Source organism: Brevundimonas sp. LM2 (genome assembly GCF_002002865.1).
Classification (GTDB): Bacteria; Pseudomonadota; Alphaproteobacteria; order Caulobacterales; family Caulobacteraceae; genus Brevundimonas.
On sequence record NZ_CP019508.1, the window covers coordinates 3,070,821 to 3,093,050 of the forward strand.

At 70.3% G+C, this 22,230-nt stretch carries 22 protein-coding genes; 7 read left to right on the forward strand and 15 right to left on the reverse strand.

Annotated features, from left to right (window positions below):
• Positions 1–6: 6 nt before the first annotated feature.
• The gene (locus tag BZG35_RS15250; RefSeq protein WP_077356897.1) at positions 7–1,578 is read left to right on the forward strand and encodes an ATP-binding protein; all 1,572 of its coding nucleotides are present in this window, start codon (positions 7–9) and stop codon (positions 1,576–1,578) included.
• A gap of 48 nt (positions 1,579–1,626) precedes the next feature.
• Here BZG35_RS15250 and BZG35_RS15255 read toward each other — a convergent pair whose 3' ends face one another.
• The 5 genes from BZG35_RS15255 to fliQ form a co-directional block, all read right to left on the reverse strand.
• Entirely contained in the window at positions 1,627–2,070 is a 444-nt protein-coding gene (locus BZG35_RS15255) for a hypothetical protein (protein WP_077356899.1), read from the reverse strand.
• A 157-nt stretch (positions 2,071–2,227) separates the two neighbouring features.
• On the reverse strand, positions 2,228–4,306 hold the full coding sequence (gene cckA / locus BZG35_RS15260; protein ID WP_150126065.1) for a cell cycle histidine kinase CckA: 2,079 nt from the start codon (positions 4,304–4,306) through the stop codon (positions 2,228–2,230).
• Between the two features lie 224 nt (positions 4,307–4,530).
• Positions 4,531–5,598: a flagellar biosynthesis protein FlhB gene (flhB, locus tag BZG35_RS15265; protein WP_077356901.1), complete on the reverse strand. Its 1,068-nt coding sequence runs from the start codon at positions 5,596–5,598 to the stop codon at positions 4,531–4,533.
• Entirely contained in the window at positions 5,591–6,370 is a 780-nt protein-coding gene (fliR, locus tag BZG35_RS15270) for a flagellar biosynthetic protein FliR (protein WP_077356903.1), read from the reverse strand. Before fliR ends, flhB begins: the two co-directional genes overlap by 8 nt.
• Positions 6,371–6,392: 22 nt before the next feature.
• Positions 6,393–6,656 (reverse strand): flagellar biosynthesis protein FliQ, encoded by a 264-nt coding sequence (gene fliQ / locus BZG35_RS15275; protein ID WP_077356905.1) that lies wholly within the window; start codon positions 6,654–6,656, stop codon positions 6,393–6,395.
• Between the two features lie 141 nt (positions 6,657–6,797).
• Between fliQ and BZG35_RS15280 the strand changes: the two genes are divergently transcribed.
• A complete protein-coding gene (locus BZG35_RS15280) occupies positions 6,798–7,949 on the forward strand; it encodes an acyltransferase (RefSeq protein WP_077356907.1) in 1,152 nt (383 codons plus the stop codon).
• Positions 7,950–7,983: 34 nt separating this feature from the next.
• Positions 7,984–8,904, forward strand: a complete 921-nt coding sequence (locus BZG35_RS15285) for an alpha/beta fold hydrolase (protein ID WP_150126066.1) — start codon at positions 7,984–7,986, stop codon at positions 8,902–8,904.
• A 3-nt stretch (positions 8,905–8,907) separates the two neighbouring features.
• Here the strand turns inward: BZG35_RS15285 and BZG35_RS15290 are convergent, their stop codons facing one another.
• The 3 genes from BZG35_RS15290 to BZG35_RS15300 all read right to left on the reverse strand — a co-directional run bounded on the left by BZG35_RS15290 (position 8,908) and on the right by BZG35_RS15300 (position 12,109).
• Complete coding sequence (locus BZG35_RS15290; RefSeq protein WP_077356911.1) at positions 8,908–9,651, reverse strand: prephenate dehydrogenase/arogenate dehydrogenase family protein; 744 nt, start codon at positions 9,649–9,651, stop codon at positions 8,908–8,910.
• Complete coding sequence (locus BZG35_RS15295) at positions 9,648–10,982, reverse strand: dihydroorotase (RefSeq protein ID WP_077356913.1); 1,335 nt, start codon at positions 10,980–10,982, stop codon at positions 9,648–9,650. The genes BZG35_RS15290 and BZG35_RS15295 overlap by 4 nt, the downstream gene beginning before the upstream one ends.
• Before the next feature lie 164 nt (positions 10,983–11,146).
• Entirely contained in the window at positions 11,147–12,109 is a 963-nt protein-coding gene (locus BZG35_RS15300; RefSeq protein ID WP_077356915.1) for a glycosyltransferase family 9 protein, read from the reverse strand.
• Positions 12,110–12,340: 231 nt separating this feature from the next.
• Here BZG35_RS15300 and BZG35_RS15305 point away from each other — a divergent pair, with 231 nt between their 5' ends.
• Together BZG35_RS15305 and BZG35_RS15310 are read left to right on the forward strand one after the other, a co-directional pair.
• The gene (locus BZG35_RS15305) at positions 12,341–13,135 is read left to right on the forward strand and encodes a folate-binding protein YgfZ (RefSeq protein ID WP_077356917.1); all 795 of its coding nucleotides are present in this window, start codon (positions 12,341–12,343) and stop codon (positions 13,133–13,135) included.
• Between the two features lie 130 nt (positions 13,136–13,265).
• Positions 13,266–14,255: a ferritin-like domain-containing protein gene (locus BZG35_RS15310; RefSeq protein WP_077356919.1), complete on the forward strand. Its 990-nt coding sequence runs from the start codon at positions 13,266–13,268 to the stop codon at positions 14,253–14,255.
• A gap of 102 nt (positions 14,256–14,357) precedes the next feature.
• On the opposite strand, the gene BZG35_RS15315 is transcribed toward BZG35_RS15310, so the two are convergent.
• Entirely contained in the window at positions 14,358–14,717 is a 360-nt protein-coding gene (locus tag BZG35_RS15315) for a DUF4440 domain-containing protein (protein WP_077356921.1), read from the reverse strand.
• A gap of 173 nt (positions 14,718–14,890) precedes the next feature.
• Here BZG35_RS15315 and BZG35_RS15320 point away from each other — a divergent pair, with 173 nt between their 5' ends.
• Positions 14,891–15,478, forward strand: coding sequence for a DNA-3-methyladenine glycosylase I (locus BZG35_RS15320; protein WP_077356923.1), 588 nt, complete (start codon positions 14,891–14,893; stop codon positions 15,476–15,478).
• Between the two features lie 9 nt (positions 15,479–15,487).
• On the opposite strand, the gene BZG35_RS15325 is transcribed toward BZG35_RS15320, so the two are convergent.
• On the reverse strand, positions 15,488–15,685 hold the full coding sequence (locus BZG35_RS15325) for a hypothetical protein (RefSeq protein ID WP_077356925.1): 198 nt from the start codon (positions 15,683–15,685) through the stop codon (positions 15,488–15,490).
• A gap of 190 nt (positions 15,686–15,875) precedes the next feature.
• Positions 15,876–16,595, reverse strand: a complete 720-nt coding sequence (locus BZG35_RS15330; protein WP_077356927.1) for a glutathione S-transferase — start codon at positions 16,593–16,595, stop codon at positions 15,876–15,878.
• Positions 16,596–16,722: 127 nt separating this feature from the next.
• Here BZG35_RS15330 and BZG35_RS15335 point away from each other — a divergent pair, with 127 nt between their 5' ends.
• Positions 16,723–17,373: a ribonuclease HII gene (locus BZG35_RS15335; protein WP_077356929.1), complete on the forward strand. Its 651-nt coding sequence runs from the start codon at positions 16,723–16,725 to the stop codon at positions 17,371–17,373.
• A gap of 3 nt (positions 17,374–17,376) precedes the next feature.
• Here BZG35_RS15335 and BZG35_RS15340 read toward each other — a convergent pair whose 3' ends face one another.
• From BZG35_RS15340 to BZG35_RS15355, 4 genes are all read right to left on the reverse strand, one after another.
• Positions 17,377–17,718, reverse strand: coding sequence for a hypothetical protein (locus tag BZG35_RS15340; RefSeq protein WP_077356931.1), 342 nt, complete (start codon positions 17,716–17,718; stop codon positions 17,377–17,379).
• Between the two features lie 55 nt (positions 17,719–17,773).
• On the reverse strand, positions 17,774–18,808 hold the full coding sequence (locus BZG35_RS15345) for a DNA adenine methylase (protein ID WP_077356933.1): 1,035 nt from the start codon (positions 18,806–18,808) through the stop codon (positions 17,774–17,776).
• Positions 18,809–18,977: 169 nt separating this feature from the next.
• The gene (pyk, locus tag BZG35_RS15350) at positions 18,978–20,417 is read right to left on the reverse strand and encodes a pyruvate kinase (protein ID WP_077356935.1); all 1,440 of its coding nucleotides are present in this window, start codon (positions 20,415–20,417) and stop codon (positions 18,978–18,980) included.
• A 129-nt stretch (positions 20,418–20,546) separates the two neighbouring features.
• Positions 20,547–22,220, reverse strand: coding sequence for an alkaline phosphatase family protein (locus BZG35_RS15355; protein WP_077356937.1), 1,674 nt, complete (start codon positions 22,218–22,220; stop codon positions 20,547–20,549).
• Positions 22,221–22,230: the final 10 nt, after the last annotated feature.

Sequence of the window (22,230 nt, forward strand, 5' to 3'; positions counted from 1 at the left end):
CGAACCATGCTGCCGCGCGCTAACGAAGTCGAACCCGGTGCGACGGACATCGCCGGTGGCGACATCGCGACCTTTTTCGACGTCTCGATCGACCTGCTGGTCATTCGGGATCTTCGCGGGATCGTGGTCAAGGTCAGTCCGTCGTGGTCCACCACCCTGGGCTATCACCCCTCCGAGATGGTGGGGCGTCCGCTCCTGGCCCTGGTGCATCCCGACGATCTCCCGGTGACCTGGGACAGCGCGCGAGAGGTCGAGACGCGCAGGCCCGGCGACCCGGTGCGCGGCCAGATCAACCGGTATCGCCACAAGGACGGCCACTATCTGACCATGGAATGGCGCGCCCAAAGACGCGGCGACCATGTCTACGGCGTCGCACGCGACGTCACGGCGCGCGTCGCCGCCGAAGCCGAGCTGCTGGCGGCCCGCACCGCCGCCGAGGCCGCCAACCGCGCCAAGTCGGACTTCCTGGCCAATATGAGCCACGAGATCCGCACCCCCCTGAACGGGGTGATCGGCATCGTCGACAGCCTGTCTCGCACTCACCTCGACGGTGGCCAGACCGAGATGGTGGGCCTGATCCGGGAGTCGGGCGCGACGCTGGAGCGTCTGGTCTCGGATATCCTGGACATGTCCAAGATCGAAGCGGGCAAGCTGGACCTCGAACTCCATCCCTTCGACCTGGAAGACGCGCTGAGCGCGCCGATCGCGCTGAATCGCGGCAAGGCGTTGGAAAAGGGTCTGGCCTTCGTCGTCGATATCGCGCCGGAAGCGTGCGGCACGTTCCTGGGCGACAGCACCCGGCTGCGCCAGGTGGTGGGCAACCTGCTGTCCAACGCAGTGAAGTTCACGGCCAAGGGCCGCATCGTCCTGACCGCCTGGATCACGGAGGACGCGGAGGACCAGGCGTTCCTGTCGCTGACCGTTCAGGATTCCGGTGTCGGATTCGACGAACATCAGGCCGCGCTGCTGTTCGGGCGGTTCAACCAGGCGGACGGCACGATCGCGCGCCGATTCGGCGGCACGGGCCTTGGATTGTCGATCTGCCGCTCTCTGATGCGTCTGATGGGCGGGGACATCGAGGCGAGCTCCGAGCCCGGCGTGGGCAGCCGTTTTTCGATCAAACTGCCGCTCCCGCGCGTGGCCCAGCGGGCCGCGGCTCCGCGGCCGAGCGGCGTCACCGCTCGCAGCCCGCTGCAGACGGACCGGCCGCTGCGCATCCTGCTGGCCGAGGACCACCCGACCAACCAGCGCGTGGTGCAGCTGATCCTCGACGGGATCGGGGCCGATCTCGTCATTGTCGACGACGGGGCCCGGGCGCTCGCGGCCGCCATGGCCGGCACGTTCGATGTCATCCTGATGGATATGCAGATGCCGGGCATGGACGGATTGACCGCCACGCGCGCCATCCGGTCGCACGAGACCCTGACCCAACTGCGCACGCCCATCGTCATGCTGAGCGCCAACGCCATGGCAGAGCACAAAGCTCAGGCGTGCGACGCGGGGGCCGATCTGCATGTGCCCAAGCCGATCACGGCCGCCGCCCTGCTGGCCGGAATCGAGACCGTGCTGGCGGGCTAGGTCCGTCCGATCGGGTGGGACGCGGTCTCGCGATTCCGTCTGTGACGGTCAGTCGCCCGAATTGTTCGCAGCGCCTTCTCGCCGAAGAGGCAGGCGAAGGTTCAGGACGCGGCTTCCGTCAGACCTGAGCAGGGTGGGCCGGGAAGGAACCGTCGGCGGATAGGGCGCGCAGGTCTTGAAGAAGGCCGCAATTTCGGGGCGAGACGGCTCACCCGTCACCACCCAATCGTCTCCGCCCGCGCGAACGACGGGTTCTCCGAGAATCTGGCCGTCGGGCGCGAGCCTCATTGTCACCCATAGATCCACGTTGGCGCTGTCATACGGGTCGAAAGCCTCCTGCGCTTCGGCGCAGGCACTCAGCTGTCTGTACAGACTGGCGTTCCAGCGTGTCCATATCTGCAGTCGCTGTTGGTCACTCAGTTGCGCGGGGCCTTGGACGCGCGCGAGGGGCTGCTGCGCAAGTTGGATCAGCATCACGGCGATCATGATCATGGGTCGTCCCCGACACTCGCCTGCACGACCTCGTCGCGCGACCCGGCGGGAACGCAGTGTGAGGCCGAGCCCGAAGGCTTGCAACACGTCGATGTTCCGCCTGCCGCGGACATAGCCTGCGCGCAGGATGACGAAGGGCATTAAGTCCGAACGGGCCTCAGCCCCCCTGCAGCTCCCGCTTCACCCGCTCGGCCAGGGTCTTGATGTCGAGCGGCTTGGGCAGGAAGGAGACGCCGACCTCGTCCTGGAGCAGGTCGGAGAAGTCGCTTTCCGCATAGCCGGAGATGAACATCACCGGCGCGTCGCCCAGGTACTGGCGCGCCTTCTTGAGCAACGACGGCCCGTCCAGGCCCGGCATGATGACGTCCGAGATCATCATATCGATCTGACCCGCCCATTCCTCGGCCAGGATCAGGGCCTCCTCGCCGTCGGCGGCCTCGATCACCTCATAGCCGCGCTGGCGCAGCAGTTTGGCGGCGATGCCGCGCACGGCGGCCTCGTCCTCGACGAACAGGATGCGGCCGTTGCCCGACAGGTCGCGCGGGGCGGCCTTCATCTTGATCTCGATCGGGGCGACCTCGGTCAGCTCCTGTTCGGTGGCGGCGGGCAGGAAGATGCGGAAGGCGGCCCCCAGGACCTGACCCTCGGGCCCTTCCAGATTGGTCACGCCGATATGGCCGCCCGCCTGCTGGACGATGCCGTAGACGGTGGCTAGCCCCATGCCGGTGCCCTCGTTCACCGCCTTGGTGGTGAAGAAGGGTTCGAAGATCTTGTCCAGCAGATCGGTCGGCACGCCGGGGCCGGTGTCGGACACCTCGATCAGGGCGGTCTCGCCGTCGGGGGCCTCGCGCCAGCCCAGGGCGCGGGCCTGTTGCTGGGTCAGGCGCAGGGTGCGGATGGTGACCACCCCCGCCCCCGGCTCGACCACGCCGCGCATGGCGTCGCGGGCGTTGACGGCCAGGTTCATCACCGCCGTTTCCAGCTGGGACTTGTCGGCCAGGACCACTGGCAGGTCGCGGCCGTAGTCGGTCTCCAGCCGCACGTCCTCGCGCAGCAGGCGACGCAGCAGGACGGCGAACTCGCCCACCAGCTCGCCCAGATCCAGCCGTTCGCGGCGGACCGTGGACTTGCGCGAGAAGGCCAGCAGCTTGCGCACCAGGTCGGCGGCGCGGATGCCCGTCTGACGGATCTGGTTCAGCCCGTCATAGGACGGGTCGCCGACCGGATGGCGCTCCAGCAGCTCGGACAGCTGCAGCTGGATGGCGGTCAGCAGGTTGTTGAAGTCATGGGCCACGCCGCCGGCCAGCTGGCCCACGGCCTGCATCTTCTGAGCCTGAGACAGCTGCAGCTCCATCGACTTCTGGGCCGAGACGTCGAACAGCCAGACGCGGCGCTTGTCGCCCTCGGGCGCGACGTACAGGTGCAGCATCCGGTCGGGGTGGGCGCGGGCGACCAGTTCGATCGGGCCGGTCGATCCCCCGGCCATCCGCTCGCGCGCCTCGGTCACGCCGCCCGGGTCGAACAGATGGCCGAAGGCGGCGTCGCGCGCCGAGGCGGGGCCGGTCAGGACCGCCAGGGCCGGGTTGGCGTCCTCGGCCCGCCCCCCGAACAGGTCGTCGCCGCCGATGACCGCCGAGCCGAACGGGGCCCCCGCCGCCATGGCCCGCCCCTCCCCCGCCGGAGCGACGTAGGCATGGCCCACCATCGGGGGCGGCAGGGCGGTCAGGGTGGCCTCGGGCGCCTCGCGGACCAGGAACCGGCCCTCGCCCGCCTGACCGATCAGCACCTCGATCTCGCGCTCGCCGACAGAGACGATGGCGCGACCCTGCTCGCCTTTGCGGGCCTGAGCGAAGGCCATGTAGAGGGCCTGGGCCGACTTGCCCCGGGGCAGGGCGACCGTGGCCCCGTTCTGGGCGGCCCAGGTGCCGTTGAAGGCCAGGACCTGGCCCGAGGCCCAGACCAGGGCGGCCGGCTCGGCCATGGCGTCCAGCATGTCGACGGCGATGTCGCCGTCCGGCCGCGCCGGCCGCCGGCGCTTCGCGCGCCCCAGGGCGAACACGCCCAGCAGGACGGCACCGACCACGCCGATCATCAGGATCATGTACGGCACCGATCCGGGCGCGGTGCGGAAGACGGGCCAGGCCAGGGCGGCGATGGCGACGCCGAAGCCGACGGTCATCAGGATCAGGGTGATGTCGGGCTTCGAGGCGGCGGTCGGTTGGCTGGCGGCGGTCATGGGCGGCGCTCCCGCGCGAATCGGATGGGGCGAGTATAGGGCGCGATGGTCACCATCTCCCATAGGGAGAGGGCTTGAGCGCCCGAGAGCCGAAGGCGATCGGTCTTGCGCGAAAGGGTGAGGGGTTAGGCTCTCACCGGTTGGCACCGTAACCCCTCACCCTTTCGCCTTGGCGCATCGCTGCGCTCTGCGAGGCTCAAGCCCTCTCCCTATGGGAGAGGGATCTACCCCCGCCGCTTCTTCATCACGAAGCCGATGACGCGAGCCGCGGCCTCGAAATGCTCGCGCGGGATGGTCTCGTCGATGTCGACGGCGGCGTAGAGGGCGCGCGCGAGGGGGACGTTCTCGACGATCGGCACGTCGTGCTCGGCCGCGACCTCGCGGATGCGCAGGGCGACGGCATCGACGCCCTTGGCGACGCAGACCGGGGCGGCATCGCCCGCCTCATAGCGCAGGGCGACCGAATAGTGGGTCGGGTTGGTGACGATCACGGTCGCCGTGGGCACGTTCTGCATCATCCGCTGGCGGCTCTTCTGCATGCGGATCTGCTTCAGCTTGGCCTTGACGTGGGGATCGCCTTCGGACTGGCGGTACTCCTCCTTCAGTTCCTCCTTGGACATCCGCATCCGCTTGGCGAAACGCATCTTCTGCCAGATGAAGTCGCCGCCCGCGGTCAGGCCCAGAAAGACCAGGGTCGCGCTCATCAGGGCGATCAGCAGGTCGCGCGCCAGAGGCAGGATGGTCAGGGGCGACATGGCCGCCATGGTCTCGAACTGGCGGGCGTGGGGCTTCAGAACCATCCAGCAGATCACGCTGACGGCGATCAGCTTGAGCAGGGTCTGGGCGAACTGCATCAGGCCGTCCGGGCCGAAGATGCGCTTGAAGCCCGCCATGGGGCTGACCTTGTCCCATTTGGGCTTCAGCTTGTCGCCGGACAGGATCAGACCCGACTGGGCCACATTGCCGCCGACGCCGCCCAGGATGGCGGCCAGCATCACCGCCCCCAGGAACGGGGCCACGACCCACAGGGCCCGGGCCCCGATCTCCAGTCCCGCGCCCGCGTGCAGGCCGCCCAGCATGGTGTGAGGCGCGGCGATGAAGGGCAGGAAGCCCTCGGCCATCTGGGTCGAGAAATAGCCACCCCCCATGACGATGACGGCCGTAACCCCCATCAGGCTGAGCGCCGGGGCGACGTCGGCCGACTTGGCGACGTCGCCCTTCTTTCGCGCCTCCTCGAGTTTGTGAGGTGACGCCTCTTCGGTCTTGGACTCGGGATCGGCGCCTTCAGCCACCGACGCCTCCCCCGCCCGGGACGAACAGGCCGGCCAGCGCCCGGTAGCGGTCGATGAAGACCGTGCCCAGCACCCCCAGCGACAGGGCGAACACCGACAGGCCCAGGATCACGCTGAGCGGCGCGGCGACGAAGAAGATCTGGAAGGCCGGCATGACCCGTCCGACCAGCCCCGAGGCCAGGTTGAAGATCAGGGCGAAGACGATCACCGGCGCGGCCAGCTGCACCCCCAGGGCGAAACTGTCGCCGAGCGTGCGAATGGCCAGTTCGGTGAAATCGCCCATGATCAGCGGCCGGGCCGGGGCGATCAGGTCGTATGATCCCACCAGTCCGGCGATGAACAGGTGATGGGTGTTGGTGGCGAAGATCAGAACCGTCCCCAGCAGCATCAGGAAGGCCGCCAGGGTCGAGCCCGGCTGGGCCTGCAGGGGGTTGGTGGTCTGGGCGAAGCTGAGCGTGGTCTGCAGCGAGACGATCTCGCCCGCCGTGGCCAGGGCCCCGGTGAAGGCGCGCAGGATGGCCCCGATCATCAGGCCGGTGACGACCTCGCGCAGGATCCAGCCGACCATGCCGCCGATGGTGTCGGGCAGGGCCGGCAGGGCCGAACCGACCACCGGCCACAGGGCCAGCGCGATCACCAGCGCCAGAGACAGCCGGATGCGCGGCGGCACATAGCTTTCGCCGATGCCCGGAAGGCTGAGCAGGATCGCGCCAATGCGGGCGAAGATCAGCCCGCCGGCCCAGACCTGATCGGCGGTGGCATAGGGGTCCACTAGGGGCGTTCCACCGGGGGCCCTACATGCCCGCGATGCGGGCCGCGATGGAGCGCATGAAGGCCCCGAGAAGCCCCCCCATCAGCGGCAGGAACAGCAGCAGGCTGACGAAGATGGCGATGATCTTGGGCGCGTAGACCAGGGTCTGTTCCTGGATTTGCGTCAGGGCCTGGAACAGGCCGATGCCGACGCCAACGACCAGACCGACCAGCAGCACGGGGGCGCACAGCTGGATCGTCAGCCACAGGGCGTCGCGGCCCACATCCAGAACTTCCGCGCCGCTCATCGCCTACCCCTCTGGCCCGGCCTGAAGCCGAGCCCACGAACCGGGCAGAAAATGCCGGGGGCGTGGTTAATGTCGGGTTAGCGATGATGCGGCTTTCGCGGCCCGGTCCTTGCGGACTCCTCGGCGAAGAGAGGTTTTCCGATGGCCTGGAGCGCGATTTCGACCCGAAACGAGACACCCCCGATCGCCCGGGGCGGGTGGCTGGACGCCCTGCGGTTCATCGTGGCGACCCTGATCATCCTGCACCATTTCCAGGCCGCCGGACCGGTGCCCCTGGCCGAGGCGGTGCATCCGGTGTTCAAGCGGGGCGGCTTCCTGCTGACCAACTTCTTCCTGATCGACAGCGGCTATGTGCTGATGCGGGTCTATGGAGGGGCGGTCGGGCGCGGGGCGCTATCGCCGGGCGACTTCCTGCTGAAGCGGGTCCTGCGGGTCTATCCGGCGCACCTGATCATGGGGCTGACGCTGGTGGCTCTGGTGCTGATCAGCACGGCCGCCGGGGTCGCCCCGCGCAATCCGGAGTGGTTCCGCTGGGACCAGCTGCCAGCCCAGCTGACCCTGACCCAGGCGTTCGGCGTCCCCGGCGGCCTCGGCTGGAACGCCCCCAGCTGGTCGATCTCGGCTTTGGTGGGCTGCTATGTGCTGTTCCCTTATCTGCTTCGTCTTCTGGCGCGGTTCGGTCCGTGGACGGGGCTGATCGCCGTCGTCGGCCTGTACGGGCTGGCGAACGCCGCCGCCCACGCCTGGCTGGGACATCCGGTCTATCAGATGCCGATGGGCTTCGGCTTCGTGCGGGCCCTGCCGCTGTTCGTGCTGGGCATGGGGCTGGCGGTGTTCAGCGAGCGGGTGTGGATGGCCCCGAGACTGGCGCGGATCCTGGGCCTCTCGGCCGCCGTCGGCCTGGCCGTGGTCCAGGCCTTCGACAAGAACGCCCTGATCTCGCTGGGCTTCATCGCCCTTATCCTGCTGGCGGCCGGGGCCATTCCGGTGCGTCGCCCCTCGGAATGGATCGCGCGGGCCAGTGTGGTGTCGTTCTCGATGTTCATCACCAACGAGGTGGTGCGGATCGCCTGGTTCGGCGTGGCCAATGTGCTGATCTCCCGGTTCGCCCTGCCCGTCCCCGTCCAGTGGGGACTGTGGGGCGCGGGCGTGGTGGCGGCCGTGATCTTCGCCTTCGCCTTCCACGCCGCGGTCGACCAGCCGATCCAGAGCCGGATCAAGGCCTGGCTGGCGCGGCGGCGGCGGACCGCGCGGCCGGTCGAGCAGGGCGCGGTGGTTTCGCTCGAAGGCTGAGGCCTTTTCGCGCATCGGCGAACCGGAGCGGCCGTTGCGGCTTTTGCCCGGCATGGCCCATGACCGACTGCACCATGCCCCGCCCGCCGTCGCGCTTCGCGGCGAGATCGTCGACGGCGTCGCGCCGGCGCTGCACTACCTCGAACGCGGGCCCGCGGACGGACCGCCCGTGGTCCTGCTGCACGGCCTAGCCAGCCTGGCCCAGGAGATGCTGACGCCGCTGGCCGGGCCGCTGACGGGGGCCGGGTACAGGGCCATCGCCTTCGACCGGCCGGGTTATGGGTTCAGCGCTCCGGCGGGGCCCGATGCGATGTCGCCCCGCGACCAGGCGCGCGCCGTGGCCGGAGCCATGGCCTCCATCGGGGCGTCCGGCGCGGTCATCGTCGGGCACTCGTTCGGCGCGGCTCCGGCGCTGCTGCTGGGCGAGGACCCGGGCGCGGCACCCGCCGGCCTGGTCCTGATCAGCCCCTTCTGCCGCCCGACCCGGCCCGCCGCGGCACCGGGCCTGCGCGCCGCCAACGCACCCGGGATCGGCCCGCTGATCCGCTCGGCCCTGCCGCGCATCGCCGGTCCCCTGGGGCGGCGGATGGTGCGGGCGGGGCTGCATGCCGGACAGGCCGCCCCGAATCCAACGGCGTTTCCGTGGCGACGCATGGCTCAGGGCAGCGCCGTCCAGGCCATGGCCGGCGAGCTGCGCGGCTTCAACGCCGACATGACGGCGCTGCGGACACGGCTGAAGGAGATCCGGGTGCCGACCGTGATCCTGGCCGATCCCGAGGATCCGGTCATCCCGATGAAGCCCCACGTGCGCTGGCTGACTCACAGGATGCCGGAGGCCACCGTCCGCTGGCGGGCCGCGGGGCATCTGCTGCACCATGCGGATCCTCAGGCCGTGGTCGCGGCGGTCCGCAGCGTCGATCCTGCGGCTCGGCCTGACGTGCGGCGAGCCGGCTGACCGTCAGTCTTCGAGCTCGGCCCGGGCCTGGTCGGCCAGGTCGAAGAAGCGGGCGCGGACCTCGGCGGCATAGGGGTTGTCGCGTTCGATGGCGCGGAAGACGGCGGGCGAGTCGTGGCGGACCATCTCGACCGCCTGCAAGATGCGCTCGAAACTGGCCGTGGTCAGCCGCGTCGGCAGGGGCTCCATCGACAGCAGGACGCGCGCGATCAGATGGGTCAGACCCTGGACCGTGGCGGCCTCGCGGTCGTGGTCCTCGGGCGAGACGAGGAAGACCTTCAGGCCCAGCGCATGACGGCAGAAGGCGGCGACGCGGCGGGCGATGCGGTCCCCGCGCACCGGACAGACGGCGATGCGGAGACCCTTGATGCCCCCGGCCGCGCTCTGGGGGCCGAACAGGGGGTGGGTGCCGACCACCTGAACACCCGTCGGCAGGGCCTCGGCCATCAGACGAGCGGGACCGACCTTCACCGAGCCGACGTCCAGCACCAGCGTGCCGGGCTGAAGGCTCGGCGCGAGGGCGGCGAGGGTTTCGGGCAGGACCCCGACCGGCACGGCTAGGACCACCACCGGACAGCCGGCGGCGGTCTCGAGATCGGTCAGGCGGGCCACGCCGCCGTCGTCCGTCGCCGCCGGGTCGTGGGCCAGGATTTCGAACCAGGGCGACAGGTGCCGGGCCGTCAGCCGTCCGAAGGCCCCATAGCCGATCAGGCCCAGGGTCGACCGCGGTCCGGCGGGAACGCTCACCGCGTCAGGGCTTCCTGGAAGTTGACGGGTCGGCCGTGGGCGGCGCCGATCAGCTCGCCGTCCGACATGATGACCCGGCCGCGCACGATCGTGGCCATGGGCCAGCCGGTCGCCTCGAACCCGTCGAACGGGGTCCAGCCGCAGCGGCTGGCCTGCTGGTCGTGGGTGATGGTGCGCGTCGCCTTCAGGTCGACCAGGGTCAGGTCGGCGTCATAGCCCTCGGCCAGCCGCCCCTTGCCGGCGATGTTGAAGATGCGCTGGGCCCCGGCGGAGGTCAGGTCGACGAACCGCTCCAGCGTCATCCGGCCCTGGGCCACATGGGTCAGCATGACCGGGACCAGGGTCTGGACCCCGGGCATGCCGGACGGCGAGGCCGGATAGGGCTTGGCCTTCTCCTCCTTGGTGTGCGGCGCGTGGTCGGAGCCGAGCACGTCGACCACCCCCTGGGCGATGCCGCGCCACAGGCCGGCGATGTGGGGGGCGTTGCGGATCGGGGGATTCATCTGGGCATAGCCCTTGAGCCGGGCATAGGCCTCGTCGCCGTCCAGGGTCAGGTGCTGGGGCGTGGTCTCGACCGTGGCGACGTCCTTGTGATGCGCCAGGAAGTCGATCTCCTCGGCGGTGGAGACGTGCAGGACGTGGATGCGCTTGCCGGTCTCCCGGGCCAGGCCGACCAGGCGGCGGGTGGACATGATCGCGCTCTCGGCGTCGCGGACGTCGGTGTGGCTGGTCCAGTCGCCGGTGCGGGCCAGGCCGCGGCGCTCGGCCAGGCGGTATTCGTCCTCGGAATGGAAGGTGGCGCGGCGCGACACGGCGTTCAGCACCTGGCGTACGCCGTCGTCGTCGGCGATCAGCAGGTCGCCGGTCGAGGCCCCCATGAAGACCTTGATGCCGCAGCAGCCGGGCAGCCGCTCCAGCTCGCCCAGGTGGTCGACATTGCCGTGCGTGCCGCCGACGTAGAAGGCGTGATCCGTCCACATCCGGTCGCGGGCGCGGGCCAGCTTGTCGGCCAGGGTGTGGTCGTCGGTGGTGTTGGGCTGGGTGTTCGGCATCTCGAACACGGCGACGACGCCGCCCAGGGCGGCCGCGCGGCTGCCGGTCTCGAGGTCTTCCTTCCACTCCAGGCCCGGCTCGCGGAAATGGACCTGGGTGTCGATGACGCCGGGCAGGACGGTCAGGCCCGAAGCGTCCACCGTCTGACCCGCCGAGGCCTGGCCCAGGTCGCCGATGAAGGCGATGCGGCCGTCGCGCACGCCGACGTCGGCCCGACCTCGACCGGCATGGTTCACCACCTCGCCGCCACGCACGATCAGGTCATAGGTCTGGGTCATCGAAGGGTCCGGTTCGAAAAATCAGGGTCTGAGTCGTCTGAACGGGTCGGGCGAAAACACCGTCCGACCCGTCCGACCCGTTCGGGTCGAACGGGCGTCAGGGGCCGTATATAGGCGGTGAAATGCAGAGCCGGTAGTCGCCGACGCGCGGTTCGCCCTGCTGCTCAGCGCGGGGCGTCACCGCGGGCCAGCAGGCCCCGCGCGGCGCGCAGCACGCGGTCGGCGGGCAGGCCCATCATATGCTGGATGGCCTGGTTCAGCCGCGGGTCGACGGCCTTGAACTCCTCCAGCGAGCGTTCGCCGCGAATCGAGACCCCGCCCCAGGGGCCGATGCGGGTGTCGTCGGACGGGCCGAAGACGCCGACACTGGGCACGCCCGCCGCCACGGCCAGCTGGGTCCAGATCGAGTCCGCCCCGACATAGAGGCTGGCGCGCGACAGGGCGGCGGCGGTCTGGAGCCGGGTCAGCTTGCCCTGCAGCTCGATCACCCGGGTGCGGGGCACGGCCAGGCGGATGGTGTGGGCCAGGTCGCGGTCGGCCTCCTCGCCCACGATCATCAGCCGCCCCCCGGCCAGGGGCCCGCCGTCCGCCAGCAGGGGGGCGGCGACCTTGGCATAGCGCTCGGCCGGCCAGCGGGTGCCGATCCACTCGGTGCCGGGACCGACCGCCAGGATGGGGGCCGGGTCGCGGCCGATCAGGGCGTCGGCGACAGCGCGGGTCTCGTCGCCAAAGAACAGGCGGGGTGCGGGAACATCGTCGAGCTGCAGCACCCGCGCCGCCGCCTCGACCGCATGCAGGCCGGGGTGGTCGGGGCCACGCACGGCGCGTTTCAGCCGGCGCAGGCGTTCGGAGAATTTGGTGCCGCGCATGTCGACCACCAGGCCCCAGCGGGTGTCGCGGACCTGGTTCCACAGCGCCAGCCAGTCCCAGCGGCCGGTCCGGTCCAGCACGATCAGCCGGTTCAGACGCGGCGTGTCGGCGAACAGGGGGGCGGAGGCGGCGGATCCGACGATGGTGAACTCCGCCTCGGGCAGGCTGTCGGCCAGATAGGCCAGGACCCCCGACGACAGGACGGCGGCCTCGGGCTCGGCCTGCGCGATGTAGAGGATGGGGAAACGGGCACTCATGGGTGGACCGTATACGGATTCTCTTGCGGCGGGGATGAGGCGATAGCGTTCGTCTCCTCCCCGTGCGCGCTTGGCGAATGGGGAGGTGGCAGCGAGCCCTTGCGAGCTGACGGAGGGGTTCTGCGTGCATCAAGAACCCCTTCGTCTCCTCCGCTTCGCTCCGGATCCACCTCCCCATCGCTGCGCGACAGGGAGGAGACAAGCGTGCACAGCCTTCCTATCTCTCCCTCCATGACCGATCGCATCGCCCGTCTGAACAGCCGCGCCCTCATCCGGGTGGCCGGTCCCGACGCCCGGCCGTTCCTGCACAACCTGCTGACCCAGGACGTCGAGACCCTGGGCGAGGGCGAGGTGCGGTTCGGGGCCATGCTGTCGCCGCCGGGACGGCTGCTGTTCGACCTGTTCCTGTGGGGCGAGGGCGAGGCGGTGATCCTGGACGTGGCGGCGGACCGGCGCGCGGCGCTGATCCAGCGCCTGACGATGTATCGGCTGCGGGCCCAGGTCGAGGTCGCGGCCGACGACCGTCCGGTGATGGCCAGCTGGCCGGGCGTGGCGGACGGCTTCGTCCCCGACCCCCGGACGGCGGCGCTGGGCGGGCGGGCGATCGGCGAGCGCCCGGCCGACGCCGTCGAGGCCGACTATGACTCCCACCGCCTCTCCGTCGGCGTGCCCGACCCGGCGGCGGATGCGGGGTCGGACAAGACCTATCCGATCGAGGCCAATTTCGACCTGCTGAACGGCATCGACTTCCACAAGGGCTGTTTTGTCGGTCAGGAGACGACCTCGCGGATGAAACGGCGCGGCGAGATCAAGAAGCGGATGCTGCCGGTTACCTTCGAGGGTCCGGCGCCGTCGCCGGGGGCGGAGATCCTGAACGGGGAGCTGCGCGCGGGCGAGGTGCTGACCGGGCAGAACGGGGTGGTCATGGCCCTGGTCCGGCTGGACCGGATCGACGGGGCCCTGACGATCGAGGGACGGACCGCGCAGGTGGTTCGGCCCGTCTGGATGATCGAGACGTCCAACTGATCGTCGATCATGGGGCAATGCAGCCGGGGCTGAACCATGAAAGTTCAGAATCGGTGCGGCAAAGCTGAAACCGTCGGCGCGCGCGCGAGTAACTTCCTTCGGAAGCGGCTAAAGCACCGGAGGAATTCATATGTCCAAGACCGATCTCATTCTCGCCCAGCTCGACCAGCGCGTCGAACGCCGCGCCGAGCGCCGCAAATTCTTCAAGACCGCCGGGGGTTTCGCGGTCGGTGCCACGGCAGGGGCCGTGCTCGGGGCCTGCTCCAGCAACAGCGACACCGCCGTCGCCCAGGCCGCCCCGACCGCCAACGTCGATAACGACGTGCTGAACTTCGCCCTGAACCTGGAATATCTGGAAGCCCAGTTCTATTCCTTCGCCGCCTTCGGCACCGGCCTGAGCAATGCCGACCTCGGCGGCACGGGCACGCAGGGTGCCGTCACCGGCGGAGCCCAGGTGCCCTTCAGTGATCCGGTCGTGCGCCAGTACGCCAATGAGATCGCCCAGGACGAGATCGCCCACGTGCGCTTCCTGCGCCAGGTGCTGGGCAACATCGCGGTGGCCCAGCCGGCCATCGACATCTCGGGCACCAACCCGAACGGGGCCTTCTCCAACGCCGCCCGCGCGGCCGGCCTGGTCGGTGCCGGCGTGGCCTTCAATCCGTATGCCTCGGACGAAAACTTCCTGCTGGGAGCCTTCATCTTCGAAGACGTCGGCGTCTCGGCCTACAAGGGCGCATCGCCACTGATCACCAACAAGACCTATCTGGAAGCCGCCGCCGGCATCCTGGCGGCCGAGGCCTATCACGCGGGCATCGTTCGCACCGTCCTGTACGCCAAGGGTATTCCGACCGGCCCGACGCCCAGCCTGCGCGCCAATGCGGACGCGATCTCCAACGCCCGCGACAGCCTGGACGGCAGCTCGGACCTGGACCAGGGCATCAGCCCGACCGGGACCGGCAACGCCGCAGCCTCGAACATCTTCCCGAGCGACTCCAACGCCATCGCCTTCAGCCGCACGACCCAGCAGGTGCTGAACATCGTCTATCTGAACGCGGCCGCAGGCACGTCCAGCGGCGGCTTCTTCCCCGCCGGCCTGAACGGCACCTTCCGCTCGACCTGAGGTCGGCAGACGTCCGAACGAACAACCCCGCCGGTCCATGGACCGGCGGGGTTTTCTATGTCCGGGTTTTACGGCCGGCGCGACCGGTCGGCGGTCGTCGGCCTAGCTGACCGACAGCGGCGGGGTCTGCTGGTGCTGAACCACGCGCCACACGTCGTGCTCCAGCCGGCGGTAGGTGGAGGTGCACCAGGCCTCGTAGCCCGTGGCGCCCTCCTTTTCGGCGCGCGCCTTGTAGGCCACGACGATCAGACCCTCCTGCGGACGCGAGATCTGCCCTTCGGTGATGTCAACGCTGGTCCAGCGGGGTGTGTGCGCCACCGCTTCGATCGCCGCGCGACCGCCCTGCACGTGCGGCTCGGACGGGAGGACCATCAGACAGGATTCGTCGACGAGTTCGCGGTAATGATCCGCGTCCCCCGTCCAGAGGCTTTCCTCGAAACTCCACACGCGCGCGTCTTCCATCGTTGTCTCCTGCAAGGTTAAGTTCTGACAATCCGGCGTGTGCGTGGATGTTCCCGGGCCGCGTCGTGGCGGAGTGTCTCAACCTGCCGATCGCCGACAGGGGCAGGTCGCCGATCGCGGCGAACTTCGGCGCGAGAGCGGACAAGGCCCGTAGGAGCCGCTAGCCTCGGACGATGACCGAAGCTCCCACGCGCTGCGCCTGGTGCGGGACCGACCCGCTGTATGTCGCCTATCACGACGCCGAATGGGGCGTGCCCGAATGGGATGCGCGGGCGCTGTGGGAGAAGCTGGTGCTGGACGGTTTCCAGGCGGGCCTGAGCTGGATCACCATCCTGAAGAAGCGCGAGGCCTTCCGGGTGGCCTTCGACGGTTTCGATCCCGACCGGGTCGCGGCCTATGGCGAGGCCGACCGGGCGCGGCTGATGGCCGATGCGGGCATCGTGCGCTCCGGGGCCAAGATCGAGGCCACGATCCGGGGCGCGCGGGTGTTCGTCGGGATGCGCGACCGGGGCGAGGACTTTTCCGCCTGGCTGTGGTCCTTCGTCGACGGCGCGCCGATCCAGAACGCCTGGGCCGACAGCGAGGCGCGCCCGACGCAGACGGAGGCGTCGGTCGCCATGGCGAAGGCGCTGAAGGCGCGGGGCTTCGGCTTCTGCGGGCCGGTGATCGCCTATGCCTTCATGCAGGCGACCGGGATGGTCAACGATCACGGCGTGGCGTGCTTTCGCCACGCGGCGGTGCGGGCGATCGCCGATCCGTAGGAAGAGCGTCTAGGCCTGGCCTTCGCCGCGCTGAAAGACCACCACGACGCCGTCCTCGGTCCAGACTTCGGCGTGCGAAAAGGTCTGGTCCTCGATCAGGGCTTCCCGGGCCATCTCCAGCGCTTCGGACTGGTCCGGCAGATCGAAATATCGGGATTCGGCTCGCGTGGTCGGCCCATCGTGAAGGTACAGTCGGTATCTGGGCACGTGGACTCTCTTACTAACGTTTTCACAAGCTTGAGGAATCATCACTTCTGTCATTGACCATGACCCACTCGCGGCGTTTGGTCCCATCCAAAGTTGGTCAGTGTGCAGATTTTCGACCGAGGCGACGACGGCCCGGTCCGGTCGGCACGATGCCCGCCGGCCCCGCGATGGTCCCGACGGCGGTGACGGTCTAGCGCGCGCGCGCGGCGCGCCGCTCCAGCACCGCGCGCAAGGAGGTCTCGATCTGGCCGCCGCTCCAGGCTTCGCCGTAGTCCGAGGCGGCCCGCTGCGCCAGGGCGACGAGCGGCGGGAGGGCGGCCACGCGTCGGGACAGGGCGGCGGTCATCGGCGCGGCCTCGTCCAGGATCGCCTCTAGCGGGGGAAAGCGGTCGGCCATGGTGGTCCACAGCGTCGCCGTCACCACATCGGCCAGGCCCGGCCTCGCCCCGCCGAGCAGATGGCCCGCGGTCGTCGTCAGGCCATGGCGACGTCCCGTCTCCTCCCACAGGCCCATCCATTTGCGCAGGCGCGGCTCGAACGTCGCCCACCGGTCGTCGGTCCACATCAGGCGTCCGCCGTCCAGGGTCAGGTCGTCGATCACGTCGTTGGCGTCGTTGACGACCTTCAGGGCCAGGGCCCGCATGCCGGGCGTGTCGGGCAGCAGCTCCAGCGTCTCGCCCAGATAGAGCAGGATGGCCGGCATCTGGGACAGGGCCACCTCGGCCCGATGGTCGACCAGGATGGGCGGTCCCATGAAGGGCACCGGCATGTCCGCCGGCGGACCATCCATCAGGTCTGCGATCGCGTCGTCGTCGGCCTCGGTCCAGGTCTGGCCGGCGAAGGCCAGGACCGCGCGGACGAACTGACCCCGGAAGGGGACGGACCAGTAGTACAGGGTGTAGTCGGACATCGCGGGCCTTTTGCGTTCAGACGGGAACAACGCGGGCGGGCCCCAGGCCGTTCACCCGCCGCCGACACCGTCGCCGACACTGTCGCGTGCGGCTTCCGCTGCGGGCCACTTCAGTTTATGGGCGGGCATGGTCGGCAAGACGACAGCCCAGGCGAAGTCCGCACGCCCCTTTCCCACGATGACGCTGGAGACCCTGCTGGCGGCGCGCGTCGGCGGGCCGGTGTGCGGGGTGGACGAGGCCGGACGCGGGCCCTGGGCCGGGCCGGTGGCGGCGGGGGCGGTGATCCTGTCGGCCGACAACCTTCCCCCCGGCATCGACGACTCCAAGGCCCTGACGGCGGCGCGGCGCGAGGAACTGGCGGTCGAGATCAAGCGCCGCGCCGTGGCCTGGGGCGTTGGCTTCGCCTCGGTCGAGGAGATCGAGACGCTGAACATCCTGCAGGCCACGGGGCTGGCCATGTGCCGGGCGATCGAGGCGCTGATGGTGACACCCAAGGCGGCGCTGGTGGACGGCAACTACCGGTTCAAACTGCCCTGCGACGTCGAGACGGCGGTCGGCGGGGACGGGCTGTCGCTGTCGATCGCGGCCGCCTCGATCCTGGCCAAGACGGCGCGGGACCAGGTCATGATCGAGATGGACGCCGTCTATCCGGGCTACGGCTTCGCCGGGCACAAGGGCTACAATGCGCCGGTGCACAGCGCGGCGCTGAAGGCGATGGGACCCTGCGCCATCCACCGGCGCGGCTGGTCGCCGATCCGGGCCCTGCTGGAAGCCTAGGCCTCAGGTCGCCATCAGACCGCCGACCAGCGCGCCCAGCACGGCCGCGATGACGGCGCCCACGCCGAAGGTCAGCCAGCCGGCAGGGGTGGCCTCATCCCGGGGCGGCGGGGCCCGCCAGACCCGCAGCGGCGCGACGGCCTCGGCGCGGGCCAGGAAGTCGTTCGCCGGCCGGCCATCGAACCGGGTCGGCGTCGGGGCGCGCCAGGCGACCGTCCGATAGGCGCGGGCGGCGGCGCTGGGCGGGAAGGACGCGGCGGCGGGAGGAACCGATCCGGAAAAGACGTCGGGCCGGGAAGCGACCGGCGCGGCATCGTCCTCGCTGGCAGCGTCTGTCGGGGTCACGGCCGGCTCGCTTTGGATGAACAGGGGTCCATAGAGCGCCGCCCGCCCGGATTGGTCAAGCGGCCAAGGCCGACGCCCCGTCGGAGACGACGAACAGATATTCGACATTGCGCAGCCGACCCACGGCCCCGACCTTTTCGCCCTTCGGATTGTGGATGCCGATACGGGCTCCGACGTAGCGGGGTCGGGGAATCTCGATCACCTGAACCGGGCCGCGCACCGACAGCATGGCGACCAGCTGGTCGCGGCTCAGATAGCCCTCGTCGTTGAAGGAGACGATCAGGTTCGGGGCGCGGATCGCCTCGATCACCGCCTGCAGCGCCGGGCCGATGCCGGGCTTGGAGTTGAAGGCGCTCTTGCGCGTCCGGACGTCGATCCGCTTGTTGGCGATGCCATAGGTCTCGGGCCGGTCCCACAGGACCAGGCTTTCCCAGACATGGTAGTTCCCCAGGTAGGAATGCTGGTTGTAGGGCGGATCCAGATAGACCAGGTCGCCGTCGAAGGCGGCGGCGGCCTCCAGGGCATCGGCCTGGGTCGCGCGGCAGGGGCCGGCGGCGACGGCGGGCTGGAGCGCGGGCAGGCGCAGCTCCAGCGGCTTCAACGCCCGGGTCGCCCAGGACTTCATATAGGCCATCTGCAGGCCGGCGGTGGAATCCACGCGGTCGGCGGCCTCCATCAGGCTGACCAGGGCGATGGCCTTCAGCTCGGGCTCCAGCCCCATGGCCTCGATCCGGGCGCGCATGGCGTCGATGCGCGCGCCGTTCTCGGGGCTGAAATAGCGGGCGTCATGGCAGAAGGCCTGGGTGAACCAGCCGGGCGCGGGCGGGGTCGTGGCGAGGTCGGCCAGCACCGCCACGGCCCGGTCGTGCCAGCGGTCGCGGTCGGCCTGGACATAGGCGGTGGCCAGGGTCGCGGCATAGGCGTTGTGGTCGTTGGACCAGACCCGGAACCCCTGCCCCTTCAGCGCATGACCGACCCGGGCGGTGCCGGAGAACAGATCGCAGACCTGGCCCCCGGCCGGCAGCAGGCCCCGCACCGCGGCGGTGATCGGGTCGATCAGGGCGCGCTTGGAGCCGAGGTATTTGATCATATCGAAAGCCCTCCCCCTGGAGGGGGGAGGGTTGGGTGAGGGTGAAGGCAGGAGCGGGCCGGTGAGGCGCGTTCACCCGGTCTTGGGTTCGGTGTGTCGAAGCGTCCCTTCAGCATCGTGCCTCCACCCCATCCCCAGCCCTTCCCCCTCCAAGGGAAGGGGGCAGGCTCTATGGCTTCCGCCCCGCCTTCTTCGCCGGAGCATGCGCCAATCGCAGCAGATTCGCAGCCCCCGGGGCGCCGAAGGGCGTGCCGGCCAGGATCAGGACGCGCTGGCCGGGCTGGGCCAGGCCGTACTTCATGGCCGAGCTGACGGCGTCGTCGGTCACCTCCTCCAGCGACGTCGGCTCCTTGCCGAGGCGCGGCTCCAGGCCCCAGACCAGCGACAGGCGGCGCGCCGTCTCGGGCTTGGGCGTCAGGGCCAGCATGGGCTGGAGCGGACGCTCGCGCGACATGCGCCGGGCGGTGCCGCCCAGGGTGGTGAAGACCACGATACAGGCGGTCGACTGGGCCTCGGCCGCCTTCCGGGCCGCCGCGACCAGGGCGTCGGCGTCGAAATCGTCCATGCCGGCGTGCTCGGCGTCCATCAGGCTGGGCCACAGGGGGTCGGCTTCGACCCGCTCCATGATTCGGTTCATGATGCCCACGGCCTCCAGCGGATAGTCGCCCGAGGCCGTCTCGGCCGACAGCATCAGGGCGTCGGCCCCCTCATAGACGGCATTGGCGACGTCGGAGGCCTCGGCCCGGGTCGGGGCGGGCGAGGCGGTCATGGATTCCAGCATCTGGGTCGCCACGATCACCGGCACGCCGCGCTGGCGGGCGGCGCGGATGATCCGCTTCTGGGCCACCGGCACCTCTTCGGGGTCCATCTCGACGCCGAGGTCGCCGCGCGCCACCATGACGCCGTCGCAGTAGTCGAGGATGGCGTCGAGGTCGGCCAGGGCCTGGGGCTTCTCGATCTTGGCCAGGCAGGCGGCGCGGCCCTTCACGATCGATTTCAGCTCGGCCATGTCCTCCGGCTTCTGCACGAAGCTGAGCGCGACCCAGTCCACGCCCATGCGCAGGGCGAAGGCCAGGTCCTCGCGGTCCTTGGGGGTCAGGGCCGAGACGGGGACCACGGCCTCGGGCACGGCCACGCCCTTGCGGTCGCTGAGCTTGGAGCCGCTCTCAACCGTGACGTCGGCCCAGTCGTCGGTGCGCTCGCCGACGCGCAGCCGGACGCGGCCGTCGTCGAGCAGCAGCAGCATGCCGGTGCGCAGGGCGCGGAAGATCTCGGGATGGGGCATCTGCACCCGGGTCGCGTCGCCGGGCGTCGGATCCAGGTCGAAGCGCATGGTGTGGCCGGGCTTGACGTCGATCTCGACGTCAGCGAACCGGCCGAGCCGCAGCTTGGGGCCCTGCAGGTCGGCGAGGACGCCCAGCGGCCGCTGCAGCGCCAGTTCCGCCCCGCGCACGGCCTTCAGCGCCGCCGCGTGGTCGTCGTGGGAGCCGTGGCTGAAGTTCAGCCGGAAGACGTCGACCCCGGCCTCGGCCAGTTGTTTGACCATGCCGGGGGCCCGGCTGGCGGGCCCCAGGGTGGCGACGATGCGCGCGCGGCGTGCTCTGATCATATGTCTCACTCACCCGGGCCGGCGCATTGGCCGGCAGCGTTTCCCCGTCCGCTTGTGCCACGAAACGTCCGGCGCGTCAGATCACCCGGCCGGGGCGGAAACAGGAAGTGAGTCCGTGTTACGCGCGCCTTATGGCGCAGGGCACGGGGCGGCGCCGAACAGGCCCAGGTCCAGGCAGCGGCCGTCCAGACCGTCCGGCGTCTCCACCCCCATGGCCCGGGCCAGGGTCGGGGCGATGTCGATGGTGCGGATCGGCAGATAGCGCTCCTGGCCCGTCGTGTCGGGCGACCAGAAGACGATCGGCACGCGGCGGTCATAGTCCCAGGGCGTGCCGTGGCCGGCCACGGAGAAGCCGGCGCGGCCCGCGCCCGGCGTCGTGCCGGACTGCAGCGCGATCAGGATGTCGGGCGAACGGCCCTCGACGGCCCCGACGCGCTCGCGGTCCATCAGGCTGAGTTCCTGGGGACTGGCCTTGGCGGCGGGCAGCGGGGCGGCCAGGGTCTCCTCGATCGTCCAGGCCCCGGCGACGGTCGGCTCGGCGCGCAGCAGGGCGACGGCAGCGGCGGCGACGCGGCCGCGCAGGGGCTGGGGCAGTGCCACGTTGTCGGCCCCCACGACCATCAGGCCGCTGCCGCCGTAGGTGATCGGATCGACCGTCAGGCCGAACTTGGCCTTGAGGGCGGCGTTAATCCGGCCGCGCAGATCGGGGTCGCCCCGCACCGCCTCGGCGAAGCCCCGGGTCGACTGACGCTCGGGGAAGTCGTTGCCGCCGTGGTCGGCGGTCAGCACGACCAGGGCCCCGCCGGGGACCTGGGCGACACGATCGAGGAAGGCCCCCAGGGCCACGTCCAGCCGGTGCATCTGGTCGCACATCTCCGGCCCCTGGTTGCCGAAGGTGTGGCCGATGCGGTCGGTGGCCGACAGGCTGACGCCCAGCATGTCGGTGACACCGCGACGGCCCAGTTCGCGGCTGTCCATCAGCTCGGTCGCGGCCTCCAGCGTCATTTCGTCGAGGAAGGGCGAGGTGTCGATGGCGAAGCGCTGGGGCGGCACACCGGCGTGGAAGCTGGCGCCGCCGACGGTCCAGTCGGCCTCCAGGGCGCGGCAGGTCTCGTTCGAATAGGTCCAGACGGCGGGGGTCGCCGCCAGCCGCGCCGCGATGCGGGCGTTCAGGGCGGCCACCGGGGCCAGCCGCGCCTCGGCCGCCTGGCCCGGCTCGACATAGGTCGTGAAGCCGAAGCCGACCGTGTACCAATAGGCCCCGTCGCCCTGATGACCGTTCAGGGTGATGGCTCCGCGGTCCTTGCCCGAGACGGCGTAGACGCGGCTCTGCGGGCTGACGGCCTTCAGCCAGTCGCCCAGGGTCGAGGCGGTCATCTGGCCGGGACCGACCGGGCCGTTGTCGGTGATGCGGCCGTGGGCCAGGGCGTTCTCGGGCGCGGCCAGGCAATAGACCTCGTCGCCCGTGGCGCGGTCGATCCAGTCGTTGGCGGGGATGCCGGTGCGGGCGGGGTTCAGGCCCGTCAGGACGGTGGAGTGGCCGGGGCAGGTCTCGGTCATCGCATGCTGCTGATAGCCGTTGGCATAGACGAGGCCGCGATCGGCCAGGGTCTTCAGCCCGCCGGTGAAGCGGCTGCGGTACTGGTTGAACAGGTCGGCGCTGAACTGGTCGACGACGATGGTGACGATCAGGGCCGGGGGCGCGGCGGGGGCCGGGGCTGCGGCCGCGGCGGTCTGGGCCGAGGCGGCTGCAGGGGCTCCGCAGGCGAGAAGGGCGAGGGCACAGGCCAGCAGACGGGACATCGGACACCGG

Coding starts and splice junctions, on each gene's coding strand:
- BZG35_RS15250 (WP_077356897.1), top strand. CDS start 7: ATGCTGCCGCGCGCTAACGAAGTCGAACCCGGTGCGACGGACATCGCC.
- BZG35_RS15255 (WP_077356899.1), bottom strand. CDS start 2,070: ATGATCATGATCGCCGTGATGCTGATCCAACTTGCGCAGCAGCCCCTC.
- cckA (WP_150126065.1), bottom strand. CDS start 4,306: ATGACCGCCGCCAGCCAACCGACCGCCGCCTCGAAGCCCGACATCACC.
- fliQ (WP_077356905.1), bottom strand. CDS start 6,656: ATGAGCGGCGCGGAAGTTCTGGATGTGGGCCGCGACGCCCTGTGGCTG.
- BZG35_RS15280 (WP_077356907.1), top strand. CDS start 6,798: ATGGCCTGGAGCGCGATTTCGACCCGAAACGAGACACCCCCGATCGCC.
- BZG35_RS15295 (WP_077356913.1), bottom strand. CDS start 10,982: ATGACCCAGACCTATGACCTGATCGTGCGTGGCGGCGAGGTGGTGAAC.
- BZG35_RS15300 (WP_077356915.1), bottom strand. CDS start 12,109: ATGAGTGCCCGTTTCCCCATCCTCTACATCGCGCAGGCCGAGCCCGAG.
- BZG35_RS15305 (WP_077356917.1), top strand. CDS start 12,341: ATGACCGATCGCATCGCCCGTCTGAACAGCCGCGCCCTCATCCGGGTG.
- BZG35_RS15310 (WP_077356919.1), top strand. CDS start 13,266: ATGTCCAAGACCGATCTCATTCTCGCCCAGCTCGACCAGCGCGTCGAA.
- BZG35_RS15315 (WP_077356921.1), bottom strand. CDS start 14,717: ATGGAAGACGCGCGCGTGTGGAGTTTCGAGGAAAGCCTCTGGACGGGG.
- BZG35_RS15320 (WP_077356923.1), top strand. CDS start 14,891: ATGACCGAAGCTCCCACGCGCTGCGCCTGGTGCGGGACCGACCCGCTG.
- BZG35_RS15330 (WP_077356927.1), bottom strand. CDS start 16,595: ATGTCCGACTACACCCTGTACTACTGGTCCGTCCCCTTCCGGGGTCAG.
- BZG35_RS15335 (WP_077356929.1), top strand. CDS start 16,723: ATGGTCGGCAAGACGACAGCCCAGGCGAAGTCCGCACGCCCCTTTCCC.
- BZG35_RS15345 (WP_077356933.1), bottom strand. CDS start 18,808: ATGATCAAATACCTCGGCTCCAAGCGCGCCCTGATCGACCCGATCACC.
- pyk (WP_077356935.1), bottom strand. CDS start 20,417: ATGATCAGAGCACGCCGCGCGCGCATCGTCGCCACCCTGGGGCCCGCC.
- BZG35_RS15355 (WP_077356937.1), bottom strand. CDS start 22,220: ATGTCCCGTCTGCTGGCCTGTGCCCTCGCCCTTCTCGCCTGCGGAGCC.